At 34.8% G+C, this 15,349-nt stretch carries 16 protein-coding genes; 4 read left to right on the plus strand and 12 right to left on the minus strand.

Going from position 1 to position 15,349, the window contains the following annotated elements:
* Positions 1–77 precede the first annotated feature (77 nt).
* From A6J74_RS04790 to A6J74_RS04810, 5 genes are all read right to left on the minus strand, one after another.
* Positions 78–977 (minus strand): BadF/BadG/BcrA/BcrD ATPase family protein, encoded by a 900-nt coding sequence (locus A6J74_RS04790; RefSeq protein WP_000876608.1) that lies wholly within the window; start codon positions 975–977, stop codon positions 78–80.
* 15 nt (positions 978–992) lie between these two features.
* Positions 993–2,147: an anhydro-N-acetylmuramic acid kinase AnmK gene (anmK, locus tag A6J74_RS04795; protein ID WP_000274948.1), complete on the minus strand. Its 1,155-nt coding sequence runs from the start codon at positions 2,145–2,147 to the stop codon at positions 993–995.
* 21 nt (positions 2,148–2,168) lie between these two features.
* The gene (locus tag A6J74_RS04800; RefSeq protein ID WP_001021949.1) at positions 2,169–2,435 is read right to left on the minus strand and encodes a hypothetical protein; all 267 of its coding nucleotides are present in this window, start codon (positions 2,433–2,435) and stop codon (positions 2,169–2,171) included.
* Positions 2,436–2,513: 78 nt separating this feature from the next.
* The gene (locus A6J74_RS04805; RefSeq protein ID WP_001032297.1) at positions 2,514–3,797 is read right to left on the minus strand and encodes a PTS sugar transporter subunit IIC; all 1,284 of its coding nucleotides are present in this window, start codon (positions 3,795–3,797) and stop codon (positions 2,514–2,516) included.
* Positions 3,798–3,808: 11 nt separating this feature from the next.
* Positions 3,809–4,114 (minus strand): PTS sugar transporter subunit IIB, encoded by a 306-nt coding sequence (locus tag A6J74_RS04810; RefSeq protein WP_000865901.1) that lies wholly within the window; start codon positions 4,112–4,114, stop codon positions 3,809–3,811.
* Between the two features lie 226 nt (positions 4,115–4,340).
* Between A6J74_RS04810 and A6J74_RS04815 the strand changes: the two genes are divergently transcribed.
* Positions 4,341–5,900, plus strand: coding sequence for a glycoside hydrolase family 10-like protein (locus tag A6J74_RS04815; protein WP_000605562.1), 1,560 nt, complete (start codon positions 4,341–4,343; stop codon positions 5,898–5,900).
* Positions 5,901–5,955: 55 nt separating this feature from the next.
* Here the strand turns inward: A6J74_RS04815 and A6J74_RS04820 are convergent, their stop codons facing one another.
* The 3 genes from A6J74_RS04820 to A6J74_RS04830 form a co-directional block, all read right to left on the minus strand.
* On the minus strand, positions 5,956–6,789 hold the full coding sequence (locus A6J74_RS04820) for a DUF3974 domain-containing protein (RefSeq protein WP_000008388.1): 834 nt from the start codon (positions 6,787–6,789) through the stop codon (positions 5,956–5,958).
* 24 nt (positions 6,790–6,813) lie between these two features.
* Positions 6,814–7,926 carry a toxic anion resistance protein gene (locus A6J74_RS04825; RefSeq protein WP_000137413.1) on the minus strand — a complete coding sequence of 371 codons (1,113 nt, stop codon included), beginning with the start codon at positions 7,924–7,926 and terminating at the stop codon, positions 6,814–6,816.
* Positions 7,927–8,240: 314 nt separating this feature from the next.
* Entirely contained in the window at positions 8,241–8,834 is a 594-nt protein-coding gene (locus A6J74_RS04830; RefSeq protein WP_002105252.1) for an O-methyltransferase, read from the minus strand.
* Between the two features lie 304 nt (positions 8,835–9,138).
* Between A6J74_RS04830 and A6J74_RS29960 the strand changes: the two genes are divergently transcribed.
* On the plus strand, positions 9,139–9,297 hold the full coding sequence (locus tag A6J74_RS29960) for a hypothetical protein (protein ID WP_001100984.1): 159 nt from the start codon (positions 9,139–9,141) through the stop codon (positions 9,295–9,297).
* Positions 9,298–9,329: 32 nt separating this feature from the next.
* Here the strand turns inward: A6J74_RS29960 and A6J74_RS04845 are convergent, their stop codons facing one another.
* The 3 genes from A6J74_RS04845 to A6J74_RS04855 all read right to left on the minus strand — a co-directional run bounded on the left by A6J74_RS04845 (position 9,330) and on the right by A6J74_RS04855 (position 11,886).
* Positions 9,330–10,199, minus strand: a complete 870-nt coding sequence (locus tag A6J74_RS04845) for a sigma-70 family RNA polymerase sigma factor (protein WP_000447155.1) — start codon at positions 10,197–10,199, stop codon at positions 9,330–9,332.
* Positions 10,177–11,487, minus strand: coding sequence for a phytoene desaturase family protein (locus A6J74_RS04850; RefSeq protein WP_000712982.1), 1,311 nt, complete (start codon positions 11,485–11,487; stop codon positions 10,177–10,179). The genes A6J74_RS04845 and A6J74_RS04850 overlap by 23 nt, the downstream gene beginning before the upstream one ends.
* A gap of 93 nt (positions 11,488–11,580) precedes the next feature.
* Positions 11,581–11,886 carry a luciferase domain-containing protein gene (locus A6J74_RS04855; RefSeq protein WP_000010328.1) on the minus strand — a complete coding sequence of 102 codons (306 nt, stop codon included), beginning with the start codon at positions 11,884–11,886 and terminating at the stop codon, positions 11,581–11,583.
* 229 nt (positions 11,887–12,115) lie between these two features.
* On the opposite strand from A6J74_RS04855, the gene A6J74_RS04860 reads away from it, so the two are divergent.
* Positions 12,116–12,748, plus strand: a complete 633-nt coding sequence (locus tag A6J74_RS04860; RefSeq protein WP_000126318.1) for a cupin domain-containing protein — start codon at positions 12,116–12,118, stop codon at positions 12,746–12,748.
* A 541-nt stretch (positions 12,749–13,289) separates the two neighbouring features.
* Here A6J74_RS04860 and A6J74_RS04865 read toward each other — a convergent pair.
* Entirely contained in the window at positions 13,290–14,540 is a 1,251-nt protein-coding gene (locus A6J74_RS04865) for an exosporium glycoprotein BclB-related protein (protein WP_000203325.1), read from the minus strand.
* A 469-nt stretch (positions 14,541–15,009) separates the two neighbouring features.
* On the opposite strand from A6J74_RS04865, the gene A6J74_RS04870 reads away from it, so the two are divergent.
* On the plus strand, positions 15,010–15,300 hold the full coding sequence (locus A6J74_RS04870) for a DUF4183 domain-containing protein (protein ID WP_001121652.1): 291 nt from the start codon (positions 15,010–15,012) through the stop codon (positions 15,298–15,300).
* The last annotated feature ends 49 nt before the right edge of the window (positions 15,301–15,349 follow it).

Below are 15,349 nucleotides of genomic sequence, written 5' to 3' on the forward strand. Positions count from 1 at the left end.
CATTTTTTAATCTACATCCCTTTGTACATTTTAACATCATATTTTTACAAATCATACAAAAATTCTCATTTATCTATTTACACTTTAAAATATAAATCCTTCATTAAATAGTATGTTCCTTTCACTGCCATTTCTGATTGTGATACAAATGTAAGTTCTTCAATCCTTTCCTCACAGCACTTCTTAAATACATCATATATTTCAGGAACTAAACGTAATATGCTACCACTTACTGCAATTGGAGTTGAAAACTTACATTGCATCTTATTATAAACATCTACTGTAATTCTCGCTAATTCCTTACCAGCTTGCATCATAATTTCATGTGCACCCTCATTCCCATTTCTCGCTTCCTGAATAACTAATGGTGCGATTGCTGCAACTTTATCTTTTGAAGAAGTATATACTAGGCTTTTTATATGAGACGGTGTCAAAAGTTGAAACTGCCTTTGAATATTCAAGCTTAATGGACAAAGGCTAACTCCTTGATCGAATTGTAATGCCATTTTCTTTAAAGCTTGTAATGCAATCCAATATCCGCTTCCTTCATCCCCTAAAATATGTCCCCATCCACCGCTATACTCGTATACTGTCCCTTTCTTTCCTAGGCAAATCGCACCTGTACCGCCAATTGTTAAAATTCCTTCCTTCCCTTTTAAAGCAGCTGCATGTGCAATCATTGCGTCATTAAAAACTTCAATTTGTGTTCCGTACTTCTTTTTTAGACGTATTGTTAATTCATTTGTATTTGCTCCACTTATACCTGCTAATCCTAAACAAATACAAACGCAATGCTCATTTATTAAACGTTCCCAACATTGATTAATCGCATCTATAATATGTGTGAGTGCATTCTCATAATTTATTACTATATTTCCAAATCCACTTGTACCTCTCGCAAGCTCATTTCCGTCTTGATCAAATGCAATTGCTTCTGTCTTCGTCCCCCCACCATCTACTCCAATCATATACTTCATTTACTTGCCCTACTTTCATCTTCTAGTCGTATGGAAAGTTATATTCCCTAAAACAACCGGTTCCTTAGCACCTGTAGCACTCGGCACATTACTCGGATTACGATGGTACGTTTCGTTTGCTAAAACTGCAAATGCGATTGCTTCTTTCGCCGCTGAAGAATACCCAATATCTTCTTGAATACATATTCTGCATCTTTCTTCTCTTAATTTATTCTGTATCATTTCGACAAGTGTGTCATTATAGCTTCCGCCTCCACCTAGAACTACCTCATCAATTTCATACAATGGAAAAATAAACTCCTTATAATGCTGAACAATTGAACTTGCTGTAAACATCGTGACAGTCGTCAATATACTTTCTTTACTATACTTTTCAAATCGCTTTAATAATTCACTCACAAACTCTTTTCCAAATTGTTCTCTACCTGTTGATTTTGGTGGTTTCATTTTTAAGAATGGATGGTTCATACAGTATGTTAATATTTCATCTACAACTACCCCCTGTTTTGCAATTTCACCCTTTCGATCATATGGTAAATGAAATAATCTTTGACACACTTCATCAATTACCATATTTCCTGGACCAGTATCAAAAGCAATAACACTTTTATTACTTCGTTTACTTGGTATGACTGTAACATTACCAATCCCACCAATATTTTGCAGTATCCTATTTTTAGTTTGATGCTGGTATAAAATAATCTCTGAATATGGTACAAGTGGTGCGCCTTGTCCTCCTGCTGCCATATCCATCGTTCGAAAATTAGAGATTACTGTTGTTTCCGTTTCATATGCTATAACTGCTGGTTCTCCAATTTGTAATGTCGAAGAAATAAAATTGCCTTCTTGTTTTGGCTGATGATAAATCGTTTGTCCGTGAGAACCTATTAAATCTAATCGTTCCAATGACAAATTAGCCTTTTTACAAACTTCCTTTACAGCATTAGCAAAACATAAACCAAGCTTAAAGTTCAAACTGCATATCAATTGAACATTAGATGTATCAATTGATAAAGCCTGCTGTATCTCATTTTTTATATCCTTACAAAATGGAACAGTAGTAAAATGAATGAGTTCAACTTTAGAATCTACACCGTTTCCTTCAATATGAACGAGCGCTACATCTATTCCGTCTAACGATGTACCGGACATTATCCCTGCAATATACATACTATGCATGCCCCCTATTCACTAAAAAACAATTATGTAAGTAAACAACGTACAACCTACAGAAAACAATACAAATCTAATAAACAACTGGACTTTCGATACAAATGTGCCATCAATAAAAGAAACAACGATCGTAAGCAAAACACTTGCCGCAATACTTGTAACGAGCCATATACTATGCATTTGTGATAGATTTAGTATTCTTAATACAGGTACTAAGAGTAAATTTGCACATATTACTCCAAACAATAATATAAATACACCTTTATAACTAAATTTTATATTCATTCCTTTACACCTTCTCTCAGTTTAATACGAAAGAAGTGATAGACATAAAGTCTATCACTCAAAATAACCGTATAAAGCTTAAGGACTAACAGATTCCCCGTCACCATTCTTTTCAATTTCAATCATATTTTTGTCATACATTTTAAAGAATGGTAGGTAAATAAGAAATGATATTGCTATATTTATAAAAACTAATACCACTGCACGCCAATCCCCACCTGTGGCTAAATACGCGCCAATTGGAGCTGGTAATGTCCACGGCGGCATAATATGTGTTGGCGTTACAAATCCCATCGCAGTTGCTGAATATGCAACAGTTGCTGTTACGAGTGGTGTAATGATAAACGGGATAATTAAAATCGGATTTAGTACAATCGGTAATCCAAAAATAACAGGTTCATTAATATTAAAAATACCAGGAACAATACAAGTTCTTGATAATGCTTTCGAATATTTTGATCGACCAAATACAATCATAGCTAATACAAGCCCTAACGTCGCACCAGAACCGCCAATCCATATAAACCATTGATATAACGGTTCTGGTGATATGAATGGCAACTGATCTGCTCCACTAGCAATTGCTTCACCATTTTTCCCTAAGTAAACTTCCCATAATGGCCGAGCAACAGTTCCAACAACCGACACACCATGGATTCCGAATGACCAAAAAAATGTAATTAAAAACACTGGAATGATTACACCGAAGTAACTATCACCAGCTTTTACTAATGGTGCTGCTAATTTATCAACAACATGGTGTAAATCAATGCTAAAAACGACAGTTACTAGACTCATTATAATAATAACGAATGCAGCAGGTATAAGTGCTTCAAATGAACGTGATACAGATGGCGGTACTTGTTCTGGCATTTTAATCATTACATTTTTCGTCTTACAAAACCTTAATATCTCTACGGATAAAATAGAAACAATCATCGTCACAAATAATCCATGACCTCCGAGATTTGTCATCGGAAGCATAAATCCTTTTTTATCAATTAATTCAGGGGTTAACGTTAATAGCAGTGAACATACCGCAAGCTGTGCTCCTGATAAAGCATCTAACTTATAACTTTTTGCTAAATTATATCCTATTCCAAATGCTATATATAAAGACATAATAAACATCGTTAACCGATATGGTATTAATATACTTGTTTGATTTTTCAATGCCCATACTGATATGAAACTATCTTTCGGTAATGGGGGAAATGCTACTATTAAAAAGAAACTCCCTACAATAATAAATGGTAACGCCGAAATAACTCCATCACGGATTGCTTGTAAATGCCTCTGTTCAGAAAGCCTTGCCATCGGTCCAGATAAGTTTTTATCAAGAAACGTGACAAACTTATTCATAACGCTTCCCCCTAACTAATTAATTCATTTACAGTTTTCAACAAAGTCGGTCCACCAAGCGGTGTGTATGCTTGCGGTGGAATAATACCGCACGGAATGGATTCCTCTTCTGCAAATTTTTTTACAGAATCGAATCGGTGTCTTATTTGAGGTGCAACCATTACAACATCCCAACCATTCTTCACTTCTTCCTCTACCTCATTCGTTCCAATTGCATGCACTTCCATGCTCACACCTTTTTTCTCCGCTTCTTTTTTTAAAGCGTTTACAACAATTGCGCTGGACATTCCTCCAGAACAAACGAATAAAACTTTCATTATTGAAGCCTCCTATACTTATAAATTATTTCCTTCAAATGAAAGAAAGTTTCACTTTACTAACAAGCATATGAAGACATGAAACGATTTAGTTATACTGAAAGTAAATTTCACTAAAAATATTTTTCCTATTAAATTAATGTTTCAATATTTATTTTTCTCAATTGCAAGGCCAACCTCACATCATATATTATTTTAAATAATCGTATAATAGGGAGGCGTATAAATGATTATGAAACGTTTATTAATGATGTGTTGTATCATCATCTTGTTTACTCCTTTCTCTTTCATTTCCCCTCACTCTACCTATGCTGAAGTAAATACTACTTACAAAAAGCATGAATTACGCGCTGTATGGATAGCATCTGTTCTTAATATTGATTGGCCCTCAAAAACTGGCTTACCTATCGAAAAGCAGAAACAAGAATTTATAAAATTATTAGACGATGTAAAAAACACTGGTATGAACGCAGTCGTTGTACAAATAAAACCAACCGCTGATGCTTTTTATCCTTCAAATTACGGTCCTTGGTCTGAATACATTACAGGTACACAAGGAAAAGACCCTGGATACGACCCGCTCGCATTTATGATTGAAGAAGCACATAAAAGAAATATAGAATTCCACGCATGGATTAATCCATACCGAATAACGATGAATCACACTGATATAAATCGACTATCAGAAAATCACCCTGCAAGACAACATCCCGATTGGGTTGTACCTTACGGCGGGAAGCTATATTACAACCCTGGTATTCCAGAAGTGAAAAACTTTATAACAGAAGGCGCTTTAGAAATCGTAAAAAATTATGATGTTGATGCAATTCATATGGACGATTATTTTTATCCTTATAAAGTAGTTGGCGAAGAATTTCCTGATCAAAAAACATTTGAATTATATAATAACGGGAATTTTTCAACTATCGAAGATTGGCGTCGCAATAATGTAAATGAACTCGTAAAAGGTTTAAATACTGCTATAAAACAAGAAAAATCATACGTAAAGTTTGGCATTAGTCCGTTCGGCGTATGGCGAAATATAGCTGACGATCCAACTGGCTCTAATACAGCCGCAGGTCAAAGAAACTACGATGATCTTTATGCTGACACACGTGAGTGGATACAAAAAGGGTACATTGATTACATTACACCGCAAATATATTGGAATATCGGTTTCACACCTGCTGCATATGACATATTAGTAGATTGGTGGGTAAAAGAAACAAATAACAAACCGATTCACCTTTACATCGGTCAAGCGGCTTATAAAATTAATAACAACTCTGTCCCTGCTTGGTCTAATCCAGAAGAATATCCGAAGCAAATCGCATTAAACCATCAATATCCACAAATAAAAGGTAGTATGCATTTCAGTTTAAAAGATATAAATAACAATCCACTTGGAATAAAAGATAGACTCTCCAAAGACATATATATACATCCTGCATTAATCCCGCCCATGCCTTGGCTTGATCATGATCCACCAAAACAACCTACTTTAAAAGGTGCCATTCCAAGAGATGACGGTATTGCTGTAGGAATAATTGACAATAGAGATAATGACTCTGCTTATTACGCCATTTACCGTGTGAATGGAAAAAATGAAGTGGATATACACAACCCAAAACATTTACTTACCACTGTAAGAAAAACAAAACTTGGAGAAATTTACGTAGATAAAACGGCTATTTCTGGAGAAACTTATACGTATGTGGTAACTGCAGTTGATCGATTGCATAACGAAAGTGTTGCTTCTAGTTATACTACCGTTAAGGCAAAATAAAATCTCAAAAAAACGCCTTAAAGCTGAGAAACACTTAGCTTTTAAGGCGCTTTTTCTATTTATTCTTAAACTTCTCAGTCGCTGCTCTCATCTTCACATTCAAATCATGATCAATGGAGTCCCGAATATCACGCTCTACTACTTCCATTTCTTTTTTGAAATTTTGCAAGTAGACTTTTAACTCTTCTTCTTTTTCTGGTCGTTGTGACGGAGGTAATTGCACCACTAAAGATAACATCGCAGTTAAATCTTTCATTAAGAACGTTTCAAGTTTATGTTGTTGTTCAAACATACGCTGCTCTTGATAATACGGCAATGCATTTAATACTGAAATTGTAATATCATCAACTGTTCTTTGTAATGAAGGATTTATCGAGCGTTTATACGTTTGAATTGTATTCAATGCATCTGGATATCGATCATAAAAATACAATTTATAAAACGATAGGTCTGACGGTTTTACAGTTTGCTGCGTTTCTTGTCTTAAGAAATCTTTCACTTTCATCGCGGCCACATCGATATCTTCATTTGTAAGCTTTTTCGTTGTTTTTGCCATTACATGCACTTTTTTCTGTTTTTCTTTCGGTAACATTGAAAATACTTGCTCTCTCGTACGTTGACTTGATGTACAGAAAAGAGTATTCAATGTATGTTGTTCTTTCTTTCCTTCTGTACGAATCCATCGATAAAAGAGTGGATGTTGCGTAAACTCTTGTAAAAACGGTGTCGATTTATTCGATAACTTTTCTATAGAATCTTGCGCCCTCTTGTACGGTTTCGTCCATGAAAAATACAGTTTACGTCCGAAATATACTACTAAAACAACGACAGTAAATGCGATTAAAAGTAATGTACCTAATAGTACTAATACTGTTTGAATGAAACTCATTTTTTCACCTCCTCTAATAATCTGTTATTTTCTTGGACGTTGAATGAGTTTCTGCTTCATCTCATCATTAAATGTGTCTAATTCAATGACAAATTTCTTACTAGACTCAATAATACGTTCTGACGATTTCTCAGAAGCTTCAATCGCTGCGAATACATTTTGGAATGACTCACGTAATTTATCCATGCTAATAGCAGGATTTTCAAGCAACTTTGTTGTTTCTTCTGTATTTTGTTTCAATGCTTGAGAGTTACTTAATACCATTGATTCAATTGCTTCATTTGTCGCATTAACAGCATCAATTGTTTTACGTTGATTCGTTAATGCTAGCTGAATAGCAGCTGAAACTGTTACAACGTTTTGCGTCATCGTAATTGCATTACGAATTGCCTCTGTTAACTTTTCATTATTTTTCTTAATGATATCTACAGATGCAATCGATTGTAATAGTACACTTTTCGCTTGCTGCATATTACGTGTACGTACAAGTATCTTTTCTAATGCATCGTTTATTAATGGAATATCTCTTTGACGCTCTGGGTTTTGCTTCTCAGCTTCAAGCATCCCAGCAAGTTTTTTCCCTAAGTATACTTGTTTATCAAGAGCATGAATTTTATCATGCGATTGCTCTTTTAACATTTCAAGGCCAACCGTATCTTCTTGCAAATTGTCACGGCCAATTAGAAGGGATCTAATAATCTCCTCGATTTGCTTATCTATAGATTGGTATTTATGCACATATGTTTCAAGTGGATTTTTTTTGAATACTTTAAACATTATTTTCTTCATACCACTTGCTTTTAATGAATTCGGATCAAGCTCTGATACCACTTTTCGTAACTCTAACAATGTATTTGGAATTTCTTCATTTTTCCCATTCATCATCGCTGTTACAGGACGTTTTAACGCCGATAACGTTTGTCCTGCCGCTTGTTGCTCTTTATCCCCTAAATCTCCTAGCTGAGACAATACTTTTGATAAATCTGTATTTTGCTCGCTATTTAACTTGTGTACATAAAGATCAGCTTCTTTATTCAATTCATCAAGTTCTTCATCTTTTATAACTGTATCAACTACTACTCCTACATTATTATCTTTCACAATTGATACGGGTTCTTTTTTCTCGAGTTCAGTCAACAAAATCGCTCCTTTATTTATATGTGCGAATTTATATGCACTATTTTTCATTTCATTTATCGTATTTCATGTACAATCAGTCTGTTTGAAATCGATTTTTCAAGAAATATCTGCTTATGCAGTCATTCCCTGTTTCTTAGTATAAGTATACCTGTTATCCACATTATTTTCCTCAGACTTAAGACCTAGAGAAGAACATGCTGAAGGCGGATTCTTCGTATGTTATCTATATAATTTACATTCTTTCTGTCATGCTGTAGTCAATCTTTTGACATTTGCCCGCTTTCAATGTGATAATTATATTACGTTCACTTCTATTTATTCTTGCGCGCTACAAATGCCCCCTTTTGAAAAGCTAATAACACCGTTTCAAACGTATCATCTTCTTCAATCATTTTTATAAACTCACCTAATTCACTCGCATGAGAAGTTGCATTATCAACAACAAGAAAACCTTTTGGTTGTAACATACGTTTTATATGCTCAAACCACCACATGTATTGCGTACGCTCTGAATCTAGGAAAATAAAATCAAATGAATGATCTAATTGCAAATCTAAAAATGCCCCTGCTTCTTGATTATGAATATCGATTCTTTGTAACAGGTGTGCCTTTTCAAAATTGGCAAGTGCCTCTCCAACTCGTTCTGAAGAAAGCTCTACAGTTGTTACATTTCCATTTGTTTCTTCTACCGCATTCGCTAACCACAATGTAGAATAGCCATTAGAAGTTCCAATTTCTAAAATTTTTTTTGCATTACACCCTTTTACTAAAATTGATAAAAATTGCCCCATTTCACGAGAAACATTCCGTAATTTTTCTTCCCTTGTTTTTTTATTTCGATCATGCTCTTCTCCATATTGTTCAAGTTGAAATAATAATGAATTTAACGTATCCATTCTTTTCATCGCCTTTCCAAGCAATATGATGAAAAAGCTCTTGCTGCCCGTCTACTTTTTATTATATGCGAAACATAAACCTTTTTCCTGTTATATGACAAAGATTTATAATTTTTTATAGCATATTGTTTCGTTTTTTGGTAAAGTTAATTTCTACGTGCAATTATTCCATTCATATTATTTCACATTAAAATTGCAGTTATTAAATTATATAAACCCCATTTAAATGAATCGGTATTTCAAATTCAATTAAGCGCCCTTTTCGGACGCATTTTCTTTGTTTATATATTTCCAGAAGAAAGGATGCTTACAAATGAACGTGATTAGCTTAGATGCTGCTCGAAAACGAAAGCAGCATAAAAAATTAATGATTACTATACCGATTATTACACGTATTTATGAAGAAGACGGGGAAATTAAATTTGAGGTAGCTGGCGAAAAAGATGTACCTCTTGAAATGTTAGAAAAATAATAAAAAACGCATTTCTGAAGAAATGCGCTTTTTTATATTTTTACATTTAAATGCATAAGTTTTTCAGGGTTAACCATCATATAAATATTTGAAATTTTCTCATCCTCAAATGCAAACGAAAGAACATAAGTTACTTTATTATTTATTGTAACTATAACTCCTGGTATACCATTTACCATTTTGAAATCAACAGTGTACTCTTCAGTCAATCGTTGTGCAATTCCAAAGAACAAACGTATAATTCGATCCGCAGAATAAATCGGATGGATCGCAGTCGTAACTTTACCACCACCATCAGCTTTGAGTATAGCATCTGTTTTTAATACTTCTAGCATGCCTTCCGCATCCCCACACTGTAATGATGATACAAACTTTTCAACATAAGCAGCCATTTTCTCTGTGCTTAATTTTGATTGCTTCGGTTTCTCCAAAATGCTTTTTCGTGCACGTTGAAAGATCTTCCTGCAGTTCACACTACTCTTATCAACAATTGAAGCTATTTCTTCATATTCATAACTGAAAACCTCTCTTAATATGAAAACAATCCTTTCTACTTCAGACAGTTGTTGTAAAAGTAATAAATATGCTGTGGAAAGGGATTCTTTCATTACAAATGACTCTGATGGCTCATCACTCTCTTCTACAAGTGGCTCTGGTAACCACATCCCCACATACACGTTACGTTTATGCGCTGCCGAACGTAATTTATCAATTGAACGATTTGTTGCCATCTTACACAAATATGCTTTCATATTTTCGATAGACTGAATATTCTCTATGTTATTCAGCGAGATAAATACATCCTGAACGATATCCTCGGCATCCATAACACTCCCAAGAATTCTATATGCTAACGAAAATAATAATGGTTGATACGCTTCATATAACTGCTCCGTTTCCATGATGAACACCCTCACTTTCTAATTGCTTTAAAATGTGTAACGCTGCACGTTTTCCGCTTGCTACTGCAGCATCAGCTAATAATTCATCTTGCCCAGTCCAATCACCTGCAACATAAACACCTGGCATTTCAGGGATATTAGGACCTGGAGTTTCAACTCGTTCAATATGAGGAAAATCATATGCTACTGTTATTTTCGGTAAATATTGCTGTGCAACAACTTCTCTTTTCCAATTTGGATGTAACAACTCCATCGTACTTTCTAACTGTTCTTTATCTTCATGAATATGATTCATCTCTAGCACAGTATTATGGTACTTAATTAGACTCACTGCAATGGATCCATCTTCACTTAATTTAGCTGCTCTCGATTGATTTGTGAAAAATATAGGTTGATCTAGTCCTATTACAAATTGATGTGTAGGATTGGGTAATCGTCTCAAGCCAATATCTAATGCAGCAACAGTAACCGGTACCGATTGTTCACTCCATCTATGCAAACTTGTTCCTTCTGCACCTTTTATTATTTTACAAGCTTCTTTCGGCGGAGTCGTCACGATGACTGTGCCTACTTCAAAAACCTCATCATCAAAACAATGTATTCTTTGTTTATCTTCGTAATGCTCTATTTCCAAAACATGCTTTTTAGCCAAAAATTGCACCCCGACATTATTCGCTATATCTCTTAATTTTGTTATAATCGTCTCCCAACCACCATCTACATAAAGTACGCCTTCTTTCATAGATAGTTGTATTTGCTTTAATACTGAAGAAGCTAATTGTATTGTAGGAGCAAACGTATATGTTGTTGTTCGGCATAGCGCATAAAATATATTGCGAACCATTGGATCTTTTATTTCATTTTCCGCCCATGCAGTTAGGCTCATTTTTGGAACTTCTCCTACATCTAAATTCCCTAAACGAATCATAAGACGTGAGAATTGTACTTTTGCAGACCACGAAAGTAGTGGTGTTGATAAAATAGAGCGAAAATCTGTTGGGATAGTGAATATATCCCCTTTCCATATTCCATGTGCTTTTGTAGTCGGTATTCCACCCGGAAGATTCATACCGAGCTCATTAAAAGTTAAAAATGCTGCTCCTCCTCTATATAAGGCATGTGCACCAAGATTCATGCAGATCCCATTTTTATTTATAGTCATCCCTCGACCACCAAATCGCCTGGACTTTTCTAATACAATCACTTTCTTTCCAGCTTTCGCTAAATATATAGATGCTGTTAATCCAGCAAGCCCACCGCCAACAATTGCTACATCAAATTTCTTCATAATAAAATCCCTCCTTATCGTTCTACATACAAGACGAACGATTAAGGAGGGATGTGACATGAAAATATATTTTTATTTATCTACTTACTTTCATTATTTTTTTATTCGGTCATATTGCATTCGAAATAACTCAATTGCAAATGGAATATCCTCTTCACTCTTTATATAATAACTGATCCATCCTGATTCAGGTAATACGTGATGTGGTTTTACCAATCCTTGCTTCACTAATTCATCTCGCTTTAACTTCGGAAATGGTAAATCAGCTAATTTATCACCATGAAGATGGCCAAGTTCTTTCTTACCATAATTTATTTCAATACCACCAAATCGGTGCGGTTTTTCAGAAACACCCGTCCAGCTGAGCACTTCATTTCTAATCATTTCACTAAATGACATGAACATTCACTCCTTATAAATGATTGATGTACTTTTAAATTAACATTTTCATTACTTTTTTCCATCAATCCAAAGTATGAATGGGAATACGAATATAGTTTAGTCTTAACACCTTATTCTTTATGAAATAAGTGAATTTATTAAACTACCGACAACAGCACAAAACAAAGACTAGACACATATCCTAATTTTGTAACCTAACTTACCTATAGAAAGGCGGGTAATACAATTGACTGCCAACATCGACTATACCTCCCCCTCAACCAATTTTACTTATGATGTAAATAAAAGTAATTTTTTTCGGAAAGATGCCCAAAATTATATAAATGTACTTGGCATTAAACAATTAAATACTTTAGAAAATACTTCTTTATTAGATATTTATTTAAGTACAGGCAATGTTGTAGAACCACATATTCATCAAAATGCAGCTGAACTTGTTTATTGTATTTCAGGGTCTGCTGTTGTTTCTTTACTTAATCCATTTACGAATCAAATATTAAACTTACCGATAAAACCGGGGCAAGTTGCCAACATTCCACAAGCGTGGTGGCATTATGAAATTGCTACAGCAGATAATACTCATTTATTAGCTATTTTTGATGCCCCTATCCCAGAAGTTATTTTCGGCTCTGATATTTTAAGATTAACTCCGGCTCATATGATGGCTCATACTTATTGTCTCAATGAACAACAATGGAAACAAGCAGTATCCCCAATTCAATCCACTACTGTAATTGGTCCTCCAGCAAACTGTAATCAAAACCGCGACATGATAAATCAGTCAACTCAGCCCCCTACTCAACAACAAAATCTATATTACCAAGATTCTTATTACTTCCCTCTTTACTGGGGGTATTAATTAGTATCATTTTAATAGAACCATCCTTTATCTCCTTGGAAAATACCAAGGAGATTTTTTATCGTAACAAATAATAGAGTTCATACATATAATATTTATATAATTAATTGGAGGTGATAGTACTATGAGTAATTATAACTATCGAAAAAACTACTCAAATAATAAAAATAGTAGCTCGTCAGCATCCTCTCAATCTTCCAATGCCCAATCTTCCAATTCCCAATCGCAAAGAGACTTAGCCGAGCAAGGCTATGTAAAGAAAAAAGGATGTAACTGCAATAAAAATAAATAGTTTATTTTATGGATGAATTCTTTTTTAAAAGAATTCATCTTTTTTTGCTGATCAGAAATTTTTAAAGTTACATAACTTATTCCTCAAATGAGGAAGGGTAAATTATACTTTTTTTATACGAACTTAACAAAGAGTAATTGTTCAATTGATTCATTATTTATTTTCTACAAAAATATAGTCCTCCCTAATTTTATTAGGAAGGACTATATACAAATCCCTGTTTAATTTCTAATTAAACATTGTAACAAATTAGACGATATTAATACCTGCACTTACAAATCCAGCAACTGCAGCTATTGGACTTGCTGCTGTTAATGAAACGTATAACAGTATTTTATCTCCAGCTGTTACTGGAATAGCTTCAGCTATGATCCCTGATGCTGTAGAACCAATCGCTATTGCAGCAAATGCTGGTGTTAATAATAGAGGTGCGCCTTGTACTGTAAACGTATTACTTGCTGGAGGTGCAGTTAATATTTGTATCTGCACTTGAACAGGTGATAATGGAGCTAATGCAGCTGTTGCACTAAAGAAACCTGCTAATGACGTAATAATGCCATCGCGCGGTGCTACAAATGCATAATCACCTATACCTAATGCTAATGTGATACTTGTTCCACCCGTTAATGCTATACCTGGCTGACTAAATCCAAATCCAAGAAGAGTTCCTGTATTAGCTATTAACGCGTTAACTAACGCAGATGGTGTTGTACCTGAAGCAAATGGAATAATAGCTCCGCCACCTGTTGCTCCTGTCGCTCCAGTTAAGCCTGTCGGACCTGTTGCTCCTGTTGGGCCTGTGTCTCCCGTTGGACCTGTTGGGCCTGTTGCTCCTGTGTCTCCTGTTGGACCTGTTGGGCCTGTTGCTCCTGTATCTCCCGTTGGACCTGTTGGGCCTGTTGCTCCTGTGTCTCCCGTTGGACCTGTTGGACCTGTTGGGCCTGTTGCTCCTGTGTCTCCCGTTGGACCTGTTGGGCCTGTCGCTCCTGCTCCTGTTGGGCCTGTTGCTCCTGTTGCTCCCGTTGCTCCTGTTGCTCCTGTTGGGCCTCCTCCTGGAGTAGCACCAATTAGTTGAACTAATAAGTTTAATAAAAGTTGTAAACTTGCAGGGTCAATAATTAAAGAGAAGAAGAATGGTGCAAGAGCACTGTAGAATTGTTGCAACAAAGAAAGCAATTGGCTTAAGTCTGGATTAGGAGATTGTAGTACATTGATAATACTTTGAATTAATTGTTTCAAATAATTACCTTCTGGAGAAGGTGGTAATTCATTTAGTAAATTTAATAGTTGAGTAAACAAATTGAGTAAAGCTAATCTGTTTGCGTCACTTGGATTTGCAAAAAATGCTGCAATAGCCGAAATTAAAGAATTTAGTAAAGTAATTAATCTACCTAATTGCTCACTAGTAATTGGAACTGTTTGTGGATTGTTACAACAATCTGGAGTGAAAACAATCGGATTATTGCAGTGGTTATGACCAAAACAATTATTACTTGTCATTTATGTCCTCCTTACTTGTTTTATATTTGAGTTTTTCCTATTATAAGGATCATAAAGTTGTAAAAGAGTATGTGTTATATATTGACTTAAAATAGGAAACATGAAATATAATTAAACTTGCAAACGCTATTTAATTATGTTCATGACTCACATATTAATTATATGTTTTTAATAATTGAGTGCTTAGATTAAACACCTAAACTTAAGAGTTTATTTTATTTTTCCACGTTTATCTCTTAAACCAAAGAATACATATTAATTTGAATACAAAAATTCAAATTAACCCTTAGCATATATTCCATAAATACCAACATCGCTTTTTAATTGTAGTAAAAGTTATACCTTTAATAAAATTATGCTACTCTTCTAATCCTAAAGCCGTTTCTATTCTAGAAAACTCTCATACAATATAGTGGACAAGTTATTCAATACTTCGTTCCAATAAAATATGAATAGGAGTGAGAATTAATTGCCTATCATTCAACCATTTATGGCATCTAGAAGATTCACATCTACACTAGGAGCTGGGACTGGCACAGGCGCAGCCTTTGCGGTTGCTGCCACAGCTTGCTTAAACGATGCGGGTACTACTGCAACTGCATTTCCGACTTTCACGTATTACAACCTATATGTAAACGGTATCCTTCAGCCCAGTGTGAACTCCAGTGTTACTACTGGCCCTACTGGCGCTATTACAATCCCTGGTGGAGATGCATTAGACGGCGGAATTCCAATCACAATCGAATTTATCGTCACTTAATGTTAACGAATGTAATTTAAAACAAAAAAGACAGATTCCTTTTATAATA

It is taken from the genome of Bacillus sp. FDAARGOS_235, from assembly GCF_002073415.2.
Lineage (GTDB): Bacteria > Bacillota > Bacilli > Bacillales > Bacillaceae_G > Bacillus_A > Bacillus_A toyonensis.

Excerpts from the sequence above, each read along its gene's own strand:
- A6J74_RS29960 (WP_001100984.1), top strand. The coding sequence starts at position 9,139 with ATGAACGTGATTAGCTTAGATGCTGCTCGAAAACGAAAGCAGCATAAA.
- A6J74_RS04810 (WP_000865901.1), bottom strand. The coding sequence starts at position 4,114 with ATGAAAGTTTTATTCGTTTGTTCTGGAGGAATGTCCAGCGCAATTGTT.
- A6J74_RS04800 (WP_001021949.1), bottom strand. The coding sequence starts at position 2,435 with ATGAATATAAAATTTAGTTATAAAGGTGTATTTATATTATTGTTTGGA.
- A6J74_RS04850 (WP_000712982.1), bottom strand. The coding sequence starts at position 11,487 with ATGAAGAAATTTGATGTAGCAATTGTTGGCGGTGGGCTTGCTGGATTA.
- A6J74_RS04820 (WP_000008388.1), bottom strand. The coding sequence starts at position 6,789 with ATGAGTTTCATTCAAACAGTATTAGTACTATTAGGTACATTACTTTTA.
- anmK (WP_000274948.1), bottom strand. The coding sequence starts at position 2,147 with ATGTATATTGCAGGGATAATGTCCGGTACATCGTTAGACGGAATAGAT.
- A6J74_RS04815 (WP_000605562.1), top strand. The coding sequence starts at position 4,341 with ATGATTATGAAACGTTTATTAATGATGTGTTGTATCATCATCTTGTTT.
- A6J74_RS04855 (WP_000010328.1), bottom strand. The coding sequence starts at position 11,886 with ATGTCATTTAGTGAAATGATTAGAAATGAAGTGCTCAGCTGGACGGGT.
- A6J74_RS04830 (WP_002105252.1), bottom strand. The coding sequence starts at position 8,834 with ATGAAAAGAATGGATACGTTAAATTCATTATTATTTCAACTTGAACAA.
- A6J74_RS04790 (WP_000876608.1), bottom strand. The coding sequence starts at position 977 with ATGAAGTATATGATTGGAGTAGATGGTGGGGGGACGAAGACAGAAGCA.
- A6J74_RS04845 (WP_000447155.1), bottom strand. The coding sequence starts at position 10,199 with ATGGAAACGGAGCAGTTATATGAAGCGTATCAACCATTATTATTTTCG.
- A6J74_RS04805 (WP_001032297.1), bottom strand. The coding sequence starts at position 3,797 with ATGAATAAGTTTGTCACGTTTCTTGATAAAAACTTATCTGGACCGATG.
- A6J74_RS04865 (WP_000203325.1), bottom strand. The coding sequence starts at position 14,540 with ATGACAAGTAATAATTGTTTTGGTCATAACCACTGCAATAATCCGATT.